General features: G+C 68.9%; 17 protein-coding genes. 10 read left to right on the forward strand and 7 right to left on the reverse strand.

Translation table 11 applies throughout. The features are described from left to right. Positions 1 to 4: 4 nt before the first annotated feature. Complete coding sequence (locus tag AB0I59_RS16540; protein ID WP_061255130.1) at positions 5 to 1,249, reverse strand: glycosyltransferase family 4 protein; 1,245 nt, start codon at positions 1,247 to 1,249, stop codon at positions 5 to 7. Positions 1,250 to 1,548: 299 nt separating this feature from the next. On the opposite strand from AB0I59_RS16540, the gene AB0I59_RS16545 reads away from it, so the two are divergent. Then, positions 1,549 to 2,574, forward strand: a complete 1,026-nt coding sequence (locus tag AB0I59_RS16545) for a GDP-mannose 4,6-dehydratase (RefSeq protein ID WP_061255129.1) — start codon at positions 1,549 to 1,551, stop codon at positions 2,572 to 2,574. A 14-nt stretch (positions 2,575 to 2,588) separates the two neighbouring features. Here the strand turns inward: AB0I59_RS16545 and AB0I59_RS16550 are convergent, their stop codons facing one another. Continuing rightward, on the reverse strand, positions 2,589 to 2,840 hold the full coding sequence (locus tag AB0I59_RS16550; RefSeq protein WP_228647354.1) for a hypothetical protein: 252 nt from the start codon (positions 2,838 to 2,840) through the stop codon (positions 2,589 to 2,591). Positions 2,841 to 2,983: 143 nt separating this feature from the next. Here AB0I59_RS16550 and AB0I59_RS16555 point away from each other — a divergent pair, with 143 nt between their 5' ends. Beyond that, positions 2,984 to 3,931, forward strand: a complete 948-nt coding sequence (locus AB0I59_RS16555; RefSeq protein WP_358133569.1) for a hypothetical protein — start codon at positions 2,984 to 2,986, stop codon at positions 3,929 to 3,931. Between the two features lie 123 nt (positions 3,932 to 4,054). Here the strand turns inward: AB0I59_RS16555 and AB0I59_RS16560 are convergent, their stop codons facing one another. Next, entirely contained in the window at positions 4,055 to 5,260 is a 1,206-nt protein-coding gene (locus tag AB0I59_RS16560) for a cytochrome P450 (RefSeq protein WP_358133572.1), read from the reverse strand. 1,682 nt (positions 5,261 to 6,942) lie between these two features. On the opposite strand from AB0I59_RS16560, the gene AB0I59_RS16565 reads away from it, so the two are divergent. Then, a complete protein-coding gene (locus AB0I59_RS16565) occupies positions 6,943 to 7,449 on the forward strand; it encodes a C40 family peptidase (RefSeq protein ID WP_358133574.1) in 507 nt (168 codons plus the stop codon). Positions 7,450 to 7,567: 118 nt separating this feature from the next. On the opposite strand, the gene AB0I59_RS16570 is transcribed toward AB0I59_RS16565, so the two are convergent. The 3 genes from AB0I59_RS16570 to AB0I59_RS16580 all read right to left on the reverse strand — a co-directional run bounded on the left by AB0I59_RS16570 (position 7,568) and on the right by AB0I59_RS16580 (position 10,570). After that, entirely contained in the window at positions 7,568 to 8,281 is a 714-nt protein-coding gene (locus AB0I59_RS16570; protein WP_358133576.1) for a FadR/GntR family transcriptional regulator, read from the reverse strand. 406 nt (positions 8,282 to 8,687) lie between these two features. Beyond that, positions 8,688 to 9,848, reverse strand: a complete 1,161-nt coding sequence (locus AB0I59_RS16575; protein ID WP_358133578.1) for a steroid 3-ketoacyl-CoA thiolase — start codon at positions 9,846 to 9,848, stop codon at positions 8,688 to 8,690. A 104-nt stretch (positions 9,849 to 9,952) separates the two neighbouring features. Further along, the gene (locus tag AB0I59_RS16580) at positions 9,953 to 10,570 is read right to left on the reverse strand and encodes a TetR family transcriptional regulator (protein WP_061255121.1); all 618 of its coding nucleotides are present in this window, start codon (positions 10,568 to 10,570) and stop codon (positions 9,953 to 9,955) included. A gap of 594 nt (positions 10,571 to 11,164) precedes the next feature. On the opposite strand from AB0I59_RS16580, the gene AB0I59_RS16585 reads away from it, so the two are divergent. Genes AB0I59_RS16585 through AB0I59_RS16600 form a run of 4 tightly spaced genes read left to right on the forward strand, consistent with a single transcriptional unit; the run spans position 11,165 to position 14,465 of the window. After that, complete coding sequence (locus AB0I59_RS16585; protein ID WP_358133580.1) at positions 11,165 to 12,235, forward strand: acyl-CoA dehydrogenase family protein; 1,071 nt, start codon at positions 11,165 to 11,167, stop codon at positions 12,233 to 12,235. Continuing rightward, positions 12,235 to 13,407, forward strand: coding sequence for an acyl-CoA dehydrogenase family protein (locus AB0I59_RS16590; RefSeq protein ID WP_358133582.1), 1,173 nt, complete (start codon positions 12,235 to 12,237; stop codon positions 13,405 to 13,407). The genes AB0I59_RS16585 and AB0I59_RS16590 overlap by 1 nt, the downstream gene beginning before the upstream one ends. Beyond that, complete coding sequence (locus AB0I59_RS16595) at positions 13,404 to 14,024, forward strand: FAS1-like dehydratase domain-containing protein (RefSeq protein WP_358133584.1); 621 nt, start codon at positions 13,404 to 13,406, stop codon at positions 14,022 to 14,024. Before AB0I59_RS16590 ends, AB0I59_RS16595 begins: the two co-directional genes overlap by 4 nt. 36 nt (positions 14,025 to 14,060) lie before the next feature. Next, positions 14,061 to 14,465, forward strand: coding sequence for a MaoC/PaaZ C-terminal domain-containing protein (locus AB0I59_RS16600; protein WP_061255117.1), 405 nt, complete (start codon positions 14,061 to 14,063; stop codon positions 14,463 to 14,465). Positions 14,466 to 14,507: 42 nt separating this feature from the next. On the opposite strand, the gene AB0I59_RS16605 is transcribed toward AB0I59_RS16600, so the two are convergent. Next, positions 14,508 to 16,151: a hypothetical protein gene (locus tag AB0I59_RS16605; protein ID WP_358133586.1), complete on the reverse strand. Its 1,644-nt coding sequence runs from the start codon at positions 16,149 to 16,151 to the stop codon at positions 14,508 to 14,510. Positions 16,152 to 16,429: 278 nt separating this feature from the next. Between AB0I59_RS16605 and AB0I59_RS16610 the strand changes: the two genes are divergently transcribed. From AB0I59_RS16610 to AB0I59_RS16620, 3 genes are read left to right on the forward strand one after another with little or no spacing between them, the layout of a single operon-like run. Further along, positions 16,430 to 17,563 carry an ABC transporter ATP-binding protein gene (locus AB0I59_RS16610; protein ID WP_082776783.1) on the forward strand — a complete coding sequence of 378 codons (1,134 nt, stop codon included), beginning with the start codon at positions 16,430 to 16,432 and terminating at the stop codon, positions 17,561 to 17,563. After that, positions 17,556 to 18,218 (forward strand): ABC transporter permease, encoded by a 663-nt coding sequence (locus AB0I59_RS16615; protein WP_061255115.1) that lies wholly within the window; start codon positions 17,556 to 17,558, stop codon positions 18,216 to 18,218. The genes AB0I59_RS16610 and AB0I59_RS16615 overlap by 8 nt, the downstream gene beginning before the upstream one ends. After that, a complete protein-coding gene (locus AB0I59_RS16620) occupies positions 18,215 to 18,877 on the forward strand; it encodes an ABC transporter permease (RefSeq protein ID WP_061255254.1) in 663 nt (220 codons plus the stop codon). Before AB0I59_RS16615 ends, AB0I59_RS16620 begins: the two co-directional genes overlap by 4 nt. Positions 18,878 to 18,897 lie beyond the last annotated feature (20 nt).

Here is an 18,897-nt window from a genome sequence, read left to right on the forward strand (position 1 = left end):
GATCTCACGAGGCAGTGGCCGTACGGGCGGCGATGGCCTCGCGGTAGGCGTCGACGGTGCGCTGGGCGACCACCGGCCACGCGTAGCGCTCCATCACGCGGTCGTAGCCCTTGCGGCCGACCTCCGCGCGCTCCTCGGGGGAGTCGAGCAGGCGGCGCAGTACGGCGGCCAGCTCCTCCGGGTCGCCGGGAGAGACCTGAACGGCGGCGTCCCCGACGACCTCGGGCAGGGCGCCCGTCCTGGACGCGACGAGGGGTGTTCCGCAGGCCATGTGCTCCACCGCGGGGAGCGAGAAGCCCTCGTACAGCGAGGGCACGACCGCCACCTCGGAGGTGGCGATCAGCTCGGCCAGCTCGTCGTCCGAGATCCCGTGGACGAACCGGACCCGGTCGTGCAGGGAGAGTTCGGAGACCAGCTTCTCCGTCGGCCCGCCGGGGGTCGGCTTGCTGACCACGGTCAGGTTGACGTCGCGCTCGGTGGCGAGCTTGGCGACCGCGCGCAGCAGGGTCGCGACGCCCTTCATGGGGGAGTCGGCGCTGGCGACGGCCACGATCGAGCCGGGCCGCTTGGGCAGCCGCGGGCGGGGGTGGAAGAAACGGGTGTCCACGCCGAGCGGGATCAGCCGCATGTTGGCCTGGGGCACGTTGAAGTCGCGGTGGATGTCCGCGAGGGACGACTCGCTGACGGTGAGGATCGGGCTGAGCCGGGGGGCGACGATGCTCTGCATACGGACGAATCCGTACCAGCGACGCATGGAGAGCTTCTTCCAGCCCTTCGCGGCCTTCAGCTCGATCCGCCGGTCCACGCTGATCGGGTGGTGGATGGTGCCCACGACCGGGAAGAGCTTCTGGATGCCCAGCACGCCGTATCCCAGGGTCTGGTTGTCCTGGACGACGTCGAAGTCGCCCTGGCGTTTCTTGAGTTCGCGGTAGGCCCTGAGGCTGAAGGTGAGCGGCTCGGGGAAGCCCGCGGTCCACATCGTGGCGACTTCGAGCGCGTCGATCCAGTCGCGGTACTCGCCGAGTCTCGGCGTGCGGAACGGGTCGGCGTCGTCGTAGAGGTCCAGGCTGGGGACCTTGTTGAGGATGACCCCGTCGTCGAGTTCGGGGTACGGCTGGCCGGAGAAGACCTCGACGTGGTGCCCGAGTGCGACCAGTTCGCGGCTGATGTGGCGCAGGTACACCCCCTGGCCTCCGCAGGTGGGCTTGCTGCGATAGGACAGCAGCGCGACTCGCAGCCTCTCCGCCAAGGGGCACCCCTCTCCAGCTGTGCCCCCCTTGGGGCTGCCATAAAGATGACCTTAGCCTGGGCACCCCACCAGTGGGGATACCGAGGTGAAATTGGTCTCTTGTGGGGTGTTCACATGGCCCCAACTGGGAAGTTAGCTTACCCGAATCTGGTTCGGTGGAACATGTTCTAGCGTGGTGTCCGTGTCGCGGCTGCGCTCAGATCGGCCCAGAGGGGTACATTCGCCTCTCATAGCTGCTTTCCCCGCAATCTCATGCGGACTTCGGAGAATTCGGGTGCCCCCGATGCGAGGAGGATCCCTTGGCCAGGCGTGCGCTGATCACTGGCATCACCGGCCAGGACGGCTCGTATCTCGCCGAACATCTGCTGAGTGAGGGATACGAGGTCTGGGGGCTGGTACGCGGTCAGGCCAACCCTCGCGTCTCCCGGGTGCGCCGGTTGCTGCAGGACGTCCAGCTCGTCCGCGGCGACCTGCTGGACCAGGGATCGCTGATCTCCGCGGTGGAGAAGGTGCAGCCCGACGAGGTCTACAACCTGGGCGCGATCTCGTTCGTCCCGATGTCCTGGGAGCAGGCGGAGCTCACCGCCGAGGTCACCGGCATGGGCGTGCTCCGCATGTTGGAGGCGATCCGGGTCTGCTCCGGGATCACCGCCGCGCGTGGCGCCGGTTCCGGCCAGATCCGCTTCTATCAGGCGTCGAGCTCGGAGATGTTCGGCCAGGTCCGGGAGACCCCGCAGAACGAGCGCACGCCCTTCCATCCCCGCTCTCCGTACGGCGTGGCCAAGACGTACGGGCACTTCCTCACCCAGAACTACCGTGAGTCGTACGGCATGTTCGCCGTGTCGGGCATCCTGTTCAACCACGAGTCGCCCAGGCGCGGAGCCGAGTTCGTCACCCGCAAGGTGAGCCTCGGCGTCGCCCGGATCAAGCTGGGGCTGGCCACCGAACTGCGGCTCGGCAACCTGGAGGCGCGCCGCGACTGGGGGTTCGCCGGTGACTACGCCCGAGCCATGCGTCTGATGCTCCAGGCCGCGGAGCCGGAGGACTACGTGATCGGCACCGGCCGGACCCAGTCGGTACGGGAACTGGTCGAGGCCGCCTTCGGCGCGGCCGGCCTGGACTGGGAGCGATATGTCGTGTGCGATCAGTCCCTGCACCGCCCGGCGGAGGTGGACCTGCTCTGCGCCGACCCGAAGAAGGCCAGGACGCAGCTCGGATGGGAGCCGACGGTCTCGTTCGAGGAACTCGTCGCCATGATGGTCGAGTCCGACCTCACCCTCCTCGCCGGAGGCGGCGACCCCCACCAGGACTCCTCCTGGCCCTGATCGCGGGCGGGATTTCAATTCGGCCGCCGAGCGTTCCGCGCGGAATGGTGTCCGTCGAGACTTCCGAGAAGTATCGTCCGCGACCATGTGACAAGCGCGGCGATGAGCGTCCGCGTGCGATCGACTCCGCCCGGAAAGAATGGCAGCACGATCAACGCCGGTGCGCAGCACAAGGTGACCAACGTCATCGGAATGAACGCAATGGCGATGATCAGCACGCGCTGCCGGCGGGGCAGCGAAGAGAGAATCCCGAGCATCGACTCCAATGCCCCCACCTCCCGGATGGCTCATATGCCGTGTAGCGAGAACGCTGCCAGAGGAAGAAGGGGGTGCGCGTCCCCCGCAACACCCGTTGCCGACCCGCAACGGGTGTTGCGACGAGGCTGGCAACACCTGATTCCATTTCCTTATGGAGTCGTTCGGCGATGTGGGCGACGATCTGCTCATGGCCGGAACATTGGAGCCCGCGAAGCGCGGTGGGACAGGGCCCGGCGAGCTCTGCGCGTTGCCGGACGATCTGGAACGTGAGGTCCGGGAATTCGCCGGGCAACTACGCGAGATCTTCGGAATGCTGCATATGTCCCTAGGGCAGTACGCGGCGCTGAACTATATGGACAAGGGGGCGCTGTCCCGTTATCTGAGTGGTCGCAGGATTCCCGCCCGTCCGTTTCTTGACGGCCTACTCGGCGAGCTGACCAAGGCGAGAGGAAGGCCCGTCACGACAGAAGTCCGGGAGCATCTTCACGATCTGCATCTTCGCGCGTTGGAATCGCGCGACAAGCAGGCGTTCCAGGTGCAGGTCGTGACGGACCAACTGGCCACGGCGACGACCGAACTGCGCGAGACACGGAATCAGGTGAAAAGCCTGCAGGAGGTCCTGGCGGCCCGTGAACAGCAGGTCGAGGAGTTGATCAGGGACAGCCGACAGTTGCGCGCCGCCTGGACGGATGAACGCGAACGTACACAGGCGGAAATCGGGCTCCTGCGGGAGCAGGAGCGGGAACGTGACCAACTGCTCGCGGAGATCGAGACGCTGCAACAGCGGTTGACGTACGCGCGAAGACGCCAGATCGAAGCCGAGCGGCGTTGCCGGCTGCTCGAAGCGGCGCTGGAGTCCGTGGGCGATCCGCGTGCGGCAGAGCGCGAAGAAGGCGCGACCGCCCGCGACGACGAATCCACCGAGAGCGCTTCGCCGGCGTCGTCCCGATCCGCCAGGGGGTGGCCGTCCGGGCATCAGCGCATGACCTATCCCGCCATCGAGCGTGATCCGGCCCCTTTCACGCGCGAGAGCGACTGGTGGCCGCCGCCGGGAGAGCCGTGGCCGGAGCAGGCCGCCGCGTGGAGGCCGCCGTACTGATCGGGCGCGGCGCTTGGGGGCGGCGCTTGGGGGCGCGGCGGTTCGGGGGTGTGGCCTCCCGCCCCCGGCCTCAGAGAGTCGGGCGCTCCGATGCGGCCTGCGTTCGGAGCGCCTGACCCGGCGTCAGCGCAGTGCTATGGGCAATGACTTGATGCCGTTGATGAAGTTGGACCTGAGCCGTGTCGCCTCGCCGGCTTGGCTGATCCGGGGGAACCGCTCGGACAGGACCTCGAAGAGCACCCTGAGCTCCAGCTTGGCCAGGTGGTTGCCGAGGCAGAAGTGCGCCCCGCCGCCGCCGAAGCCGATCTGCGGGTTGGGGTCCCGGCCGATGTCGAAGACGTCCGGATCGGTGAAGACGTCGGCGTCCCGGTTCGCCGAGGCGTAGAAGATCACCACCTTGTCCCCTTCGGCGATCTTCTGCCCCCGGATCTCCGTGTCGGTGGTGGCCGTACGGCGGAAGAGGTTGACGGGGGACACCCAGCGGACGATCTCGTCGGCGGCGGTCCGGGCCAGGGCGCGGTCCGCCACGAGGCGGGCCCACTGCTCCGGATGCTGGAAGAACGCGAGCATTCCGCCGGTCGCCGCGTTGCGGGTGGTCTCGTTGCCCGCGACGATGAGGAGCAGGACGAACAGGTTGAACTCGTCCTCGGTCAGCACCTCGCCGCCGTCCGTCGGCTGGATGAGCTTGGTGACGATGTCGTCGCGCGGATCCTCCCTGCGGGCCGCGGCCAGCGTCCCGGCGTAGGCGTAGACCTCGGCCGCCGCGGCCTGGCCTTCCTCCGGGGTCGTCGCGTAGTCCGGGTCCTCGCTCCCGATCAGCCGGTTGGACCACTCGAAGATCTTGTCCCGGTCCTCGACCGGTGCGCCGAGAAGCTCGCAGATCACGTACAGCGGCAGCGGCGCGGAGATGTCGGTGACGAAGTCCAGGTCGGGCTTGCCCTCGGCGTCGTCGATCAGCCGGTGACAGATGTCCCGGATGTGCTCTTCGAGCAGGGAGATCACCCGGGGCGTGAAGCCGCGATTGACCAGGGAGCGCCTACGGGTGTGCTCGGGCGGGTCCTGGTTGAGCATCATCATCCGCTGCAGTTCCCTTTCCTCCTCGGGCAGCTCGTTGAAGAGCGCCAGGCGGCGTGAGGAGGAGAAGAGGTCGGAGTGCCGGGAGACGTGCACGACGTCCTCGAGCTTGGTCACCGCCCAGAAACCCGGCCAGCCGAGTTCGGCGTCGCCCTCGTGCCAGAACACCGGGGCGTTGTCCCGCAGCCATTTGAGCTGCTCGTGCGGCACCCCGTGCCGCGCGTAGTAGTCCTGGTCGACGACATTGATTAGCACAGGGAGTCACCTACTGGAGAGACGTGGCCTGGGAAGATCGGGATCGATTCGGCAGGTGTGGACGCGGGGAGCCTCGTGCTGCGCCGAGGCACGTACTCAATCAAGCGCTTGGCAGTTTCTCTTTCTGGAACGTGTTCTATTACGAGGTGCCGTGTCCGTCAAGGAGGGCGGTGACCGCGGGCGTGGCGTAACGGGTGGCATCGCCGCGATCATGACAGAGCTCCGCCAGGTACGTCCTGTGATCAGCGCTCCCCGGCTCCGCTGTCCCGCCCCGCCGCCCGGCCCGGGAGTACCCGACTTCCGGGCTGACCAGGTGCCTTCGTCGCGCCTCGCCGGCGGGCAAGACCGTCGGCCTCGGCAGCGCGGCCCCGGCAGTAGGGGGCTTGCCGAGCCGAGGGCGAGCCGGATCGCGAGTTCGTCCACAGCCTGATACTTATCCCCAGAACCGCTTTCGGCCATCTGCCGCCGGGCCACCGGCTCAGATGCTGGGCCTCGATCTCATCGGACCCAGGAGGAGCGCGTTGATCCCCATCATGCTCGCCATCAAGCTCGGTGCCACGGCCATCGCCGGAGTGACGATCACCGGCCCCACGACGGGCGTCCCCGGAATCCCGGTTCCCGAGTCGGGGGCGTCCCCGAACTCCTGTCCACCGCCCGAGCCGCCGCCGCGGTGGCCGGGCGACATCCGGTCGTCAGACGGTCCTGGCCGCCGCCCACCGGACGGCTACGGCCCCCGGCGACCACAAGGGGCACATCACTGGAACGGCGCGGGCGACGTGCCGCAGGGTGCTTCTCAGGCGCGACGATGGGCGTTGCTCCAGTCCCCGCATGAGGCCGCACTCGGCGTGGTCGGCCGATCGCGCCCGCCTGCCGTGGGTTCGGCGGGCGATGACGATCTCATCCGCTGGGTGGAGCGCCGGGTCCTCAGGTGGGAGTCGCGGACGCTCCGGGCAGCGCGACCTACGACGGCCGCCCCGGCCCCACAAGGAGCAGATCGGCCGGCACGGCAATGGATCCGGCCAGAACGATCACGGGTGAGCGAGGAGAGGCGGCGACCCGCGCTGTCGACGCGATGGCGGGCGAGCCTGCAGCAGTGGCAGCGGGCAATGCGGCCGCCGGAGCCGCTGATGGAGAGCTGGGAAGAGCGGCGGCGAGCAAACCAAGGGCGGCAACAGGAAGCGTTGCGCGCCCATCCGTGGCCCCTGTGGGTGTACGGCGACACGCCTTGGCCCCGGGAGGGCAGCGACACACCCTGGCTCCGGGACGGGGGCGACACCCCTTGGATCTGGCAGGCCGGCGATGCGCCCTGGCCCCGAGGGATGTTCGCGCCGGACCCCGCCGACATGTCCACGTCGAAGCTGTTGAACATGCTCGACCGGTGTTTCGATGCTGTGGACGAGGTGGTGCCGGAGCCAGGAGTGCGGCTCCCGGTGCTGAGGAGCCCAGGCGTGCGGACTCCGGGCGAGTGGTTACCGGTGACGCAGAGTCCCGATGTTCAGGTCATGGATGGGCCTGTCATGGATGGGCGGGACATGGGCGGGTCGGTCGCAACTGGGCCGGTCGCGGATGGGCGGGACATGGGCGGGTCGGTCGCAACTGGGCCGGTCGCGGATGGGCGGGACATAGGCGGATTGGTCGCAACTGGGCAGGTCACGGATGGGCCCGTCGGAGACGGGTCGGTCATGGACGGGTCGGTCGCAACCGGGCAGCAGGACGTCCCAGGTGGTCCGGGACCGGATGAACAAGCCACGGTCCGTGAGAAGGACACTCCGGTCGAGACACGGGGTGAGCTCGCGGTCAAGGCGGCGGAGAGCTGGCTCGGCACGCCGTACACGTGGGGCGGCGGAGCGGCCGAGGGGCCGAGCAAGGGGGTCGGCAGGGGAGCCGCCCGGATCGGCTTCGACTGCTCCGGCCTGGTGATGGCGGCGTGGGCGAAGGCCGGGGTCGGCCTCGGCCACTACACGGGCACCCAGTTCCGTCAGGGCCGCCGGGTGCCTCTCAGCGAACTACGCCCGGGAGATCTGATGTTCTTCGGCGGCGCCACCACCGCACCGACTCATGTGGGGATGTACGCCGGCGACGGGATGATGATCCACGCACCGAAGACAGGCGACGTGGTCAAGAAGGTGGACGTCCTGAGCTCCCGCCACTACATGACGACCTTTCGTGGGGCGGTTAGGCCGGGTTGAGCCTGACGTAGGGCCGTTAGGTCGTGTTAAGCCTGAATTGTGGGGCGGTTGGGCCGGGTTGAGCGTGAAGGATTTGCGAGGCGGTTCGGCCATGCTGACGCTCAAGGGCCAACCCAAGTTAAAGAGCCTTGCGGAGCCACTCCTCCACACCGGCCACGTGGACGGTCGCCCAGGCTCTGGCCAGTTCCGACTGCCTGCCCGCGATCGCCTCGTAGATGGCGACGTGTTGCTCGCGCGTCTTGCCGAGCGCGCCCTCCTGGGTGAGGCCGCGCCACACCCGGGCACGGGTCGTCGGGCCGGACAGACTCTCGATCAAGGAACAGAGGACGGCGTTTCCCGCCCCGGCCGCGATGTGCTGGTGGAACTCCAGGTCGTTGGCGACGAGTTGCTCGATGCTGGGATCCTCCGGAAGAGAGTCGAGGATCTCGCGGAGGCCCTTGATGTCGTCTTCGGACATGGTGGTCGCCGCCATGGCGGTCGCGGCCGGTTCCAGGATGCGCCGTACCTCCAGGAACTGCAGAACGGTGTCGTCCCGATGAAAGTCCACCACGAAGGACATGGCGTCGAGGAGCAGATTGGGCTGGAGGCTGGTGACATAGGTGCCGTCGCCCTGCCGTACGTCCAGGACGTTGATGAGAGAGAGCGCCCGCACGGCCTCGCGCAACGAGTTACGCGACAACCCGAGCCGCTCGGCAAGGTCGGCCTCCTTGGGAAGCCGATCACCTGGGGCGAGCTCGCCCGAGATGATCATCTCTTTGATTCTGTCAATCGCCGCGTCGGTGACCGCCACGCCACGCACCCCACCAGAGCCCCAGGCCGGGCTCCTAGACATCGGATGTCTCCAAGTGTATGGCCGGAGGACGCGAAGCCATGCCCCGCTGTCGCTGTCGCTGTCGCTGTCGCTGTGGTCCTGTGGGCCCTGGCCTTTGGGGCCCTGGGCTTTCGGCCTGGGCTGTGGCTGTGGGGCCATGGGTCTGTGGTCTGTGCGGCCCTGGGCCTGGGTTGTGGGCCTGGGTTGTGGGCCTGGGCTGTGGGGACGTGGGCTCTGGGCCAACGGCCAACGGCCAACGGCCAACGGCCGACGGCCGTGGGTCTGTGGATCTGTGGTCTCTGCGGGCGGTCGGCGCCGGGGTTGGGTTCATGCCTCTCGGGCTGCCGGGCGGGACAAGTCAACTCGGCCATGTCGGCCGTGTCGGCTGTTCGCGCCCGGCGGCGAATTCCGAGAGTCGATCAGGGTGTCAGAGACGCTCGATGATCGTGGCCGTGGCGAGCGCGCCTCCGGCGCACATCGAGATCAGTGCGGTCGAGGAGTCGGATTGCTCCAGTTCGTGCAACGCCGTTGTGATCAGGCGGGAGCCGGTGGCCCCGACCGGGTGGCCCAACGCGATCGCGCCTCCGTTGACGTTCACGCGGGCCATGTCCGGTTCGTGCACAGACGCCCACGAGAGGACGACCGATGCGAACGCCTCGTTCACCTCGAACAGATCGACGTCGCTCGCGGACATCCCGGTCTGCGCGAACACCTTGGCCGTCGCGTCCACCGGTCCGTCGAGGTGGTAGTAGGGCTCGCTGCCGACGAGCGCCTGGGCCAGGATCCGCGCGCGGGGGCGCAGGCCGTGTTGCGTGGCGGCCTCCTCGCTCATCAGCAGGACGGCCGCCGCACCGTCGGAGATCTGCGAGGACGTGCCCGCCGTGTGCATCCCGTTCTCGCCCAGCACGGGGCGGAGACCGGCGAGTTTGTCGACCGTGGTCTCGCGGAGTCCCTGGTCCTTGGTGACGGTACGGCTCTCGCCGGTCGGCTGCCCGTCTTCCCCGAGCACGGGGGCGACCACCGGCAGGATCTCGCGCTCGAACCGGTTGTCGGCCCACGCCTTGGCCGCCAGATGCTGGGACCGGGCGCCGAAGGCGTCCAGCCGGTCGCGGGTGATGCCGCGGCGCTGCGCGATCCGCTCGGCGGCGGAGAACTGGTCGGGCATGTCCAGCGACCAGTCGTCCGGTTTCGGCCGCGCGGGCTGGACGTTGCTCATGAGGGGCTGGCGGCTCATCACCTCGACACCGCAGGCGATGCCGACGTCGATGACGCCCGCGTGGATCATCGCGGCCACAATGTGGACCGCCTGCTGGGACGACCCGCACTGGGCGTCGATCGTCGTCACGCCCGTCTGGTACGGCAGGCCGGCGTACAACCAGGCGTAGCGGCCGACGTGCCCGCCCTGTTCGCCCGCCTGCGTCACGCAGCCCGCGAAGACCTGTCCGACGATCGAGGGGTCGATGCCGGACCTCGTGACCAGCCCCTTGAGCGTGGCGCCCAGGACGGCCTGCGGTTTCAGTCCCGCGAGCCAGCCGTTCCGCTTCCCGATCGGAGTGCGTACCGCCTCGACAATCACCGGCGTGCCCACGGTGACCTCCTCCGTTTCAGAACCTTATTCCAGTTCAGGACTGTAACCGGTTCCATATTTCGGTGGAAGGGTGGGGCTGGTTCAGGGAAGGTCGGGGGTCGGGTTCAGAAGTCGACCAGCAGCCGGGAGGAGACGATCTCGATCCGGTGCTGGATCTGGTCGTAGGTCCGCAGCCCGCGGAGCATCTCAAGCAGCTCGTGGACCCACACGCTGGCGAGCGAGTCGGCGAGGGTGAGCTGGTCCTCCGTGGCCAGTTCGACGGTGAGGCCGTTGCCGGCGACACGGAGCAGGAGCCGGGCCATCCGGTCGCCGAACGGGGTCTCGACCTCGGTCATGATCAGCGATCGGAGCAGCGCGTCAGCGAGCTCGGGCTCGCGCATCAGCCCTCGGGCCGCCCGCATCAGGACATCGACTGCTCGTCCGGAAGCGGTCGGGGAGCTCGGTGGACGGCGTTGGATGCTGGACTCCAGGAGATCGATCTCCTCACTCACAACCGCGACGACGAGATCCATCTTGGATGGGAAGTAGCGGTAGAGCGTGCCAAGCGCGACGCCGGCGCGTTCGGCCACGGTCCGCATCTGCATGGCCTCGACGCCTCCGCGCGAGGCGAGTGCGGCCGCCGCCTGCACGATGCGCTTACGCCGCTGGAGCTGGCTTCGCGTGCGGGCACCCGGGGTGGCTGCGGCGTTCGCGGCGTTCCCGGCGGTCGGGTGGTTCTCCACGCTGGCAGCCCCTTCTGGGTGCGGCGTCGCGGTCTCTGTGGCGGCATGCGGAGTGCGCATAAGAACACGTTATCTGACTTCTTTCCCCGCTGGATGGTTACTCACCAGTCACAAAGAACGACGTCCTTGCATGTCTTTCTTGTTTCAGTCGGATGTCCTGACGGAGACGAGAGGTCACGCACTGGACAGAGATTAGACCCTGTTCTACTTTGCGGTTGGAGCGTCCTCTGGAGGAGGCCAACGTGAGCGATGCCGTGGCGGGGCACCATGCCGTGCCGGTGGCCGCCCGAGATGACCCGGAGACGATCTCGGAGGCGGCTTCCGAAACGACCGCCGAGATGTCCGTGGAGATGAGACGGAGACCACTGCCGCGACGGCGACGGCGACGGCGACGGCGCGGTGGCCGGTGAGCTGACCGCACGATGCCCCGCGAGACGGCCGACACGCTGACCACGCGCTGACCCGCGAGACGGCCGAAGAGTCCAGCCCCCCGCACGATGGCCGGCGAGACGGCCGAAGAGATCCAGACGTCCGCACCCCACCACTGATCCGGATCGCGAACGAGTTCGCCCGGTACGACCTTCTGGAGACCCGATGGACTTCAACCTGGACGAGAATCAGGCAGAGTTACGCACCCTGACCGCTGACGTCCTGGGGCGTACGGCCACCCACGCCGGGATCGAGGCGCACGAGGAGTCCGGCCTGCCGTACGACTCCGGGGTCTGGGCGGCCATGGCGCAGGCGGGGTTGCTCGGCGTGTGCCTGCCTGAGGAGGCGGGCGGCGCGGGGCTCGGTCCGGTCGAGATGGCGGTGATCCTCAGGGAGATCGGGGCGCACGTCGCGCCCGTACCGGCACTGTCCAGCCTGGTCGCCGCGCTCACGATCGGCCGGTACGGCACATCCGAGCAGAGAGCGGCGCTCGCGTCACTCGCCGATGGAGCGGCCGTGCTGGCGGTCGCGCTGCGCGAACCCGGCGCGGACTTCGCGGAGCCGCCCGTGACGATCGCCAGGGACGGCCGGATCACCGGGCGCAAGAGCATGGTGTCCCATGCCGCCGCGGCATCGCGGATCCTGGTGGCCGCCCGGGTCGAGGGCGCGGACGTCGGGTTGTTCCTGGTCGATCCCGGCGCGGTCGCCATCCAGGAGATGCCGCTGACCACCGGAGAGCCGGGTGCGGTGATCATCATGGACGGCGTCCCGGGAGAAGCCGTCGGAGCGGCGGACGGCCTGGCCTACGAGGCGTTGCGCCTGCACGCCCTCGCGGGGATCACTGCGACCGCCTCCGGAGTCCTGGCGGGTGCGCTCAAGCTCACCACCGACTACATCAGGACGCGCAGGCAGTTCGATCGGGCGCTGGCCGAGTTCCAGGCCGTGACCATGCAGATCGCCGACGTCTACGTCGCGGCGCGGGCGATCGACGTGGCCGTCTGGTCGGGCGTGTGGCGATTGGCCGAGGGGCTGCCCGCCGAGGAGGATCTGGCGATCGCCGCTTACGCCGCGACGGACTCCGTGGTGAGGGCCCTGTACACCTGCCAGCACCTGCACGGCGGCATGGGCCTGGACGTGACCTACCCGCTGCACCGTTACTTCGCCTGGGGCAATCACGCCGCCCGCCTGCTCGGTGGCGCGGAGGCCCAGCTCGACCTGATCGGAGCCTTGGTCTGATGTTCATCGAACTCACGCGGGAGCAGCGCCGGATCCGCGACGAGCTGCGCGACTACTTCGCGGGCTGCATCACCGCCGAGGACCGCGAGAAGATCGCGGACGATCCGTTCGGTCCCGCGTACATGGAGCACTGCAGGCGGCTGGGCCAGGACGGCAAGCTCGGCCTCGGGTGGCCCAAGGAGTACGGCGGTGGCGGGTACGGCCCGCTGGAGCAGCAGATCTTCGCGAACGAGATCGCCCGAGCCGAGGTGCCGTATCCGATCATCACGGTGGGAACGGTGGGCCCGACCCTCATGCAGTACGGCACCGCCGAGCAGAAGGAGTTCTTCCTTCCGCGCATCCTCGCGGGAGAGTGCCACTTCGCCGTCGGGTACAGCGAGCCGGAGGCGGGCACGGACCTCGCCTCCCTGCGGACCACCGCTGTCCGGGACGGCGATCACTACGTGGTGAACGGGCAGAAGATCTTCACGTCGGGGGCGCACCACTCGCAGTACATCTGGCTCGCCGCGCGTACGGACCCGGCCGCGAAGAAGCATCGCGGGATCACCATGTTGGTCGTGGACTGCGCCGACCCCGGCTACTCCTGGACGCCCATCATCACCATGGACGGGCGGCACCACACGAACTCGACGTACTACAGCGATGTCCGCGTCCCGGTGAACATGGTCGTCGGCGAGGAGAACAAGGGCTGGGATCTGATCGTCAACCAGCTCAACCACGAGCGGGTGACGCTCGGACCGGCGGGCAACATCGGACACACGTACATCCGGTTCGTCCGGTGGGCCAAGGAGAAGCCGGGCCGTGACGGCAGGCCGCTCTTCGAGAACCCGGCGGTCCGGCGGGCGATCGCCCAGGTGTACGCGTATTTCCGGACCAATGAGCTCCTGAACTGGCAGGTCGCCGCCAATATGGATTTGGGATGGCTGGGGGCGCCCGACGCCTCAGCCACCAAGATCTACGCCTCCGAACGGATGCAGGACGTCGGCCGCATCGTCGCCGAGACCCTCGCCAGGTACGGCGACCCCGGCGACGAGGAGACCCGCGATCTGATCGAGCGGGTCGACCGTGGCGTCAAGGGCGCGCTCGTGCTCACCTTCGGCGGCGGCGTCAACGAGGTCCAGCGCGAGCTGATCGCCATGCTCGGCCTCCAACTCCCGAAGCCTCCCCGATGAGCATGAACAACCCGGGCGGCACGGGCGGTGCGGAGGTGCCGGAGAGCCGCGGGAACGTGGCGGGCATGTTGCACGAGCTGGCCGCCCAGGTGATCGCGGCCGGGGAGGGACCGCGCCTGTCCGCTCCGCTTCCGGTCAATCTGCCGATGATCCGGCACTGGGCCGAGGCGATGGGGGACCGCGACCCCCGCTACGCCGGGCCCGACGCGGTCGCGCCTCCCGCCATGATCCAGGTATGGACCATGGCGGGCCTGGTGGAGCGGGGCGAACGCCCCCGGATACCGCTCGACGACATGCTGGAGGCGATCGACGAGCATGGATACACGGGTGTCGTCGCGACCGACTGCGAGCACACCTACCAGCGCTATCTCAGGCCGGGTGAGGAGCTCACCTCCGCCACGCGGATGTCCGATCTCGCCGGTCCGAAGCGGACCGCGCTCGGCGAGGGCTATTTCATCACCTGGCTGGTGACCTGGTACTCCGGGACGGAACCGGTCGCCGACATGATGTTCCGGGTGCTGAAGTTCCGCCCGGGGGAGAGGAAATACCCGCCCGAGGAGCAGGAGCCGCACCCGCTACGGCAGGCGATCGGCGGGGATGGCGTCCGTCGACGATGAACTGATCCTGCCGATGCGGATTCCCCGGGAGCCAAGATGCAGAGAAGCCTGACGGAAGCCCCGAGAGCCGGGATCTCGCTCCCAGAGCTCACCATCCCGCTCACCCCGACCCTGATCATCTCGACCGCGATCGCGACCCGCGACTTCACCCCCGTGCATCACGACGTGGAGCGTGCCCGCGCGCAGGGCTCGAAGGACATCTTCCTCAACATCCTGACGACGATGGGGCTCATCGAGCGGTACGTCACCGACTGGACGGGGCCATGTGCCCTCGTCCACGGCATCAAGGTGAAACTGGGCGCCCCCGCGTACGCCGGTGACACGCTGACCCTGTCCGGCACCGTGATCGAGGCGACGGGGCCGGAGTTCACGATCGACGTATGCGGAACGGTCAGCCTCGGAGCGCACGCCACCGCCACAGTCCGGCTCGCCCTTCCCTGACGTACGGCAGGCGCACCGGCCGGCCGTACGTAGCCGGGATCGTCAGGGCGTGACGAAGGTGGGGAGCGAGAAGAAGACGATCAGCGCGATCGCCAGGCAGATCAGGAAGCCGATGATCTCCCAGGCCCAGTCGTAATGGTGCTCCCGGTTCCCGCGCGACCGTGCCTTCTCCTTGCCCCTTGCCGTGCCCTTGCTCCTCGCCGTTCCCTTGGCCCCGGACGTGGCCACAGCACTGGACTCGGCCCTGGACTCGGACTCGGTCATGGCCAGGGTGGTCGTTTCCCGCGCCTTGGCCTTCGCCCTGGTGCTCTTCTTTGCCTTGGCCTTGTGCTGCCTGGTGGCCTTGCCGGCTCCGGCGGTCGTATCGCTCTCGGCGGGCGTGGCGACCTCGGCAGGTGTGGCGGGTACGGCGTCAACCTGCACGACGGCGGCCTCGGCGGCGGGCGCCGCCTCGATCGCCGGAGCAGGGGAGCTCGTCAGGGCCGGGAAGGCCGCCGACGCGGCCGAAGTCTCCTCGGCGGGGCGGAACGCATCGAACACCTGCGTGTCGGGTCCCGCCGTGCCGAACCCCGCCGGATCGAACACCCGCGTGTCGGGACCGGGCGTGCTGAGCCCGCCGAACGCGGATCCCCACGACGTCGGGGGATCCGTCTCGGCCGTACGGGGAAGCATGGCTGTCTCAGGGGCCGGAGGAGCGACATCCACCGGAGCCGGGAGCGCCGACGGAGGCGGAGCGGGCAGCGCCGCCCTGGCCGGTGGGGCGTCCAGCTCCGCCGGAGCGGACGCCTGCGGGGCCTCCAGCTCGGCGGGATCCTGCGAAGCGCGTCGCTTGCGGTCGGTGAACGCCGCCAGGAGCGAGGGACGCAGCCGGGGCATCGGCTCGGTCGTCGCCTCGTGCTTGGACCTGCGGCCCGGCTTCGGCGGCGCGAGAGCCTCGGCCGGGAGCACGCACGTGTTCGTGACCTGGTTGGGGTCGGTGAGCGGCAGCGGCCACGCGGGCGTGGTGGGCCACAGCTTCCTCGTCGGCAGCGTCGAGGATACGGCGGCCACGACGGGCGGGGCGGTTTCGCCGGGCTCCTCGATGGGCAGCGCGGACAGGACACGGCCCCGCACGGCGGCGGCGGGCCGGCGCCAGGGAAGCCGGGCCAGCACGTCCTCGATCGGCGAGACGACGATGGCGTCGTAGACCTCCGCGACGCTGACCGGCACGAACGGCGCCGACCTGGCGGCCGTCGTCGCGGTCACGAGAGTCTGCGAGAAGCGGCGCCGCGCGCTGAGCGTGAGCTGGGCCGCGGTGTCCGTGGCGACCTCGAACACCCAGGAGAGCTCGCCGGTCGACAGTCCGCAGACGGCGGACAGGAGGAGGACCTCTCGCTGGTGGGGGCGGATGTCACGGAAGACCCGCTCGATCAGCGCGGTGGCCGGGTCGGCCACGGAATCGACGGCCGGAAGGGCGTAGCTGACGTCCCTGCGATAAATCTCACGCCGGGCGAGCGCGTACAGCGCGGCACGCGCCGGGGGAGGGTCGGTCGGCACACCGGTGAAGACGGACACCACCGCGTCGGCGGCGGAGCTGGTCTCACCGAGCTGGTCGTGGCAGTACGCGAACAGCCCGGCGGCGTGACGTTCGTAGAGCTCGGCGATCAGCTCACTGCGCGAGCGCTGACCGGTGAGCGGTGTTGTCACGGCCGGTTCCTCTGAGGTTGGTGCGAGTCGGGAGAGTGTAGTCAATCATGCCAAGCCCTCACCGGCCACCGCACTATTCGAAGCGTTTTTGATAGATATTTAGTGAGTAATTTAAGAGATCATTCATCCGTTCCATTTCCTCCAGAGATGGAACATGACGGGCGAGATGCCCGCGTAGGCTGGCTGGGGAGGATCATGTGGCTGAGCAGAGCTCAGGGGAACGGTAGGGGCCTCGGGGTTGTTGACGTGATCGCAAACTCTCGAAGGACGAGGTTCCTGTGATCACTTTTGAAGGCGTCACCAAGCGCTACGCCGACGGAACGGTCGCGGTGGACGACCTCAGCCTTGAGGCGCCCACAGGGGCGATCACGGTGTTCGTCGGCCCCTCCGGATGCGGCAAGACGACATCGTTGCGAATGATCAACCGGATGATCGACGCCACGGGGGGCCGGATCCTCCTCGACGGCCAGGACGTGCGCGAGATCGACCCGCCCACGCTGCGCCGGGGCATCGGGTACGTCATCCAGCAGGCGGGCCTGTTCCCGCACCGCAAGATCGTGGACAACGTCGCGACCGTGCCGTACCTGCTCGGCTGGGACAGGAAGCGGGCCCGCGCCCGGGCGATGGAGCTGCTCGAACTGGTGGGCCTGGACTCCGAGCTGGCCGGGCGCTATCCCTTCCAGCTCTCCGGCGGCCAGCAGCAGCGGGTGGGCGTGGCGCGAGCGTTGGCCGCCGACCCGCCGGTTCTGCTCATGGACGAGCCGTTCAGCGCGGTCGACCCGATCGTCCGGGCGAGCCTGCAGGACGAGTTGCTGCGCCTCCAGTCCGACCTGCAGAAGACGATCGTGTTCGTCACCCATGACATCGACGAGGCGATCAAGCTGGGTGACATGGTCGCCGTGCTGCGCGTCGGCGGCCGGCTCGCCCAGATGGCGGGCCCCGCGACGCTGCTGAGCGAGCCGGCGGACGACTTCGTCCGCGAGTTCCTCGGCCGTGATCGCGGCATCCGCCGCCTCTCGTTCATCCCCGCCAAGGACGTCAGGCTCGTGACCGCTCCCGCCGACCTCGTGGTGGACGCGTCGGGACGGCCGCTCGGATGGCGAGGGGACGGCGGGCTCCTGCCGTACGGGACCTTCAACCCGGAGCGGGACTCGCTGCGCGCGGCACTGGACGCGGCACTGCTGGCGGCCAACGGGACCGCGGTCGCGGTCGACGAGGACGGGCGGGTGATCGGCGTCGCTCCCCGGGAGGCGCTGGACGAGGTGCTGGGGCAGTACGCCGCGCGGTACACCGTGCCGGACCCCGAAGACCCGTACGAGGAAGGCGGGCATCAGGACACAGGACATCAGGGCGCCGGGCCCGAGGATCCCGCGCACGAGGATCCCGCGCACGGGGAGGACCCGCATGGGTGACGAACCCCTGGTGCGATGGGACTGGATCTGGCGGAACTGGGACACCGGACGGCCAGACAGCATCCTCGCGCTGCTGGAGTCGCACGTCGTCATGGCGTTCCTGCCGGTGCTGTTCGGGTTGTTGCTGGCGTTGCCGCTGGGCCTGGCGAGCGCCCGATGGCGGTGGCTCTACCAGCCGACGGTCAGCGTGATGAACGTCGTCTACTCGCTGCCGTCGATCGCGGTGTTCATCGTGATGCTCGCGATCACCGGCCTCGGGCAGGCGACGGTCATCGTGCCGCTCACGTTCTATTCACTGGCGATCCTGATCCCCGCCGTCGTGGACGGCCTCACCTCGATCCCGGACCACGTCCGGAACTCGGCGGTCGCCATGGGCTTCACCCCGCTGCGCCGGCTGGTGCGGGTGGAGCTGCCCCTGGCGGTCCCGGTCGTGCTGGCCGGCCTCCGGGTCGCGACCGTCTCCAGCATCAGCCTGGTCAGCGTGGGCGCGCTCATCGGACAGGGCGGGCTCGGCTACCTCTTCATCGACGGCTGGCAGCGGCAGTTCACCACGCCCATCGTGGTCGGCATCGTGGCGACCGTCCTGCTCGCGGTGCTCGCGGACGGCCTGCTCGTGCTGGCGCAGCGGCTGCTGACCCCGTGGAGGCGCGCGTGAACTGGCTGATCGACTTCTTCTCGAATCCGGCGAACTGGTCCGGCCCGGGAGGGATCCCCGTACGCCTGCTCGAGCACCTGGAGTTCTCCGTGGTGGCGCTGCTGATGGCGGCGGCCGTCGCGATCCCGCTCGGGCTCTGGGTCGGGCACACCGGGCGCGGCTCGCTCGTCGTCGTGGTCAGCGCGAACGCCGCCAGGGCGCTGCCCACCCTCGGCATCCTCGTCCTCGTCGTGCTGATCATCGGTGTGGGCAGCACCTGGCCGGTGCTCATACCTCTGGTCCTGCTGGCGGTCCCGCCCATCCTGGTCAACACGTACGAGGGCGTGCGCGGCGTGGACCCCGACCTGCGCGACGCGGCGTACGGCATGGGCCTGCGCGGGCCGCAGGTCCTGTTCAAGGTGCTCGTGCCCGTCGCGCTGCCGCTGATCCTCCTGGGAATGCGCCTGGCGGCCATCCAGGTGGTGGCGACGGCCACCGTCGCTGCCTACGTCGGCCTCGGCGGCCTCGGCCGCTTCATCATGGACGGCCTCGCCACCAAGAACTACACGATCACGATCGGTGGCGCCTTCCTCGTCGTCGTGCTCGCTCTGGCCGCGCAAGCCGGTTTCACACTGCTCTCGCGGGTAGCGGTCTCGCCCGGTGTACGGCAGTTCCGGTAATCTATACTTTACCCCCCAAT

The sequence above is a fragment of the Microtetraspora glauca genome (assembly GCF_040656155.1).
Lineage (GTDB): Bacteria > Actinomycetota > Actinomycetes > Streptosporangiales > Streptosporangiaceae > Microtetraspora > Microtetraspora glauca.

What these genes read in the sequence shown, in the direction of transcription:
- AB0I59_RS16555 (WP_358133569.1), top strand. Translation starts at nt 2,984, where the DNA reads ATGGAGTCGTTCGGCGATGTGGGCGACGATCTGCTCATGGCCGGAACA.
- AB0I59_RS16565 (WP_358133574.1), top strand. Translation starts at nt 6,943, where the DNA reads ATGGACGGGTCGGTCGCAACCGGGCAGCAGGACGTCCCAGGTGGTCCG.
- AB0I59_RS16570 (WP_358133576.1), bottom strand. Translation starts at nt 8,281, where the DNA reads ATGTCTAGGAGCCCGGCCTGGGGCTCTGGTGGGGTGCGTGGCGTGGCG.
- AB0I59_RS16585 (WP_358133580.1), top strand. Translation starts at nt 11,165, where the DNA reads ATGGACTTCAACCTGGACGAGAATCAGGCAGAGTTACGCACCCTGACC.
- AB0I59_RS16590 (WP_358133582.1), top strand. Translation starts at nt 12,235, where the DNA reads ATGTTCATCGAACTCACGCGGGAGCAGCGCCGGATCCGCGACGAGCTG.
- AB0I59_RS16595 (WP_358133584.1), top strand. Translation starts at nt 13,404, where the DNA reads ATGAGCATGAACAACCCGGGCGGCACGGGCGGTGCGGAGGTGCCGGAG.
- AB0I59_RS16600 (WP_061255117.1), top strand. Translation starts at nt 14,061, where the DNA reads ATGCAGAGAAGCCTGACGGAAGCCCCGAGAGCCGGGATCTCGCTCCCA.
- AB0I59_RS16615 (WP_061255115.1), top strand. Translation starts at nt 17,556, where the DNA reads ATGGGTGACGAACCCCTGGTGCGATGGGACTGGATCTGGCGGAACTGG.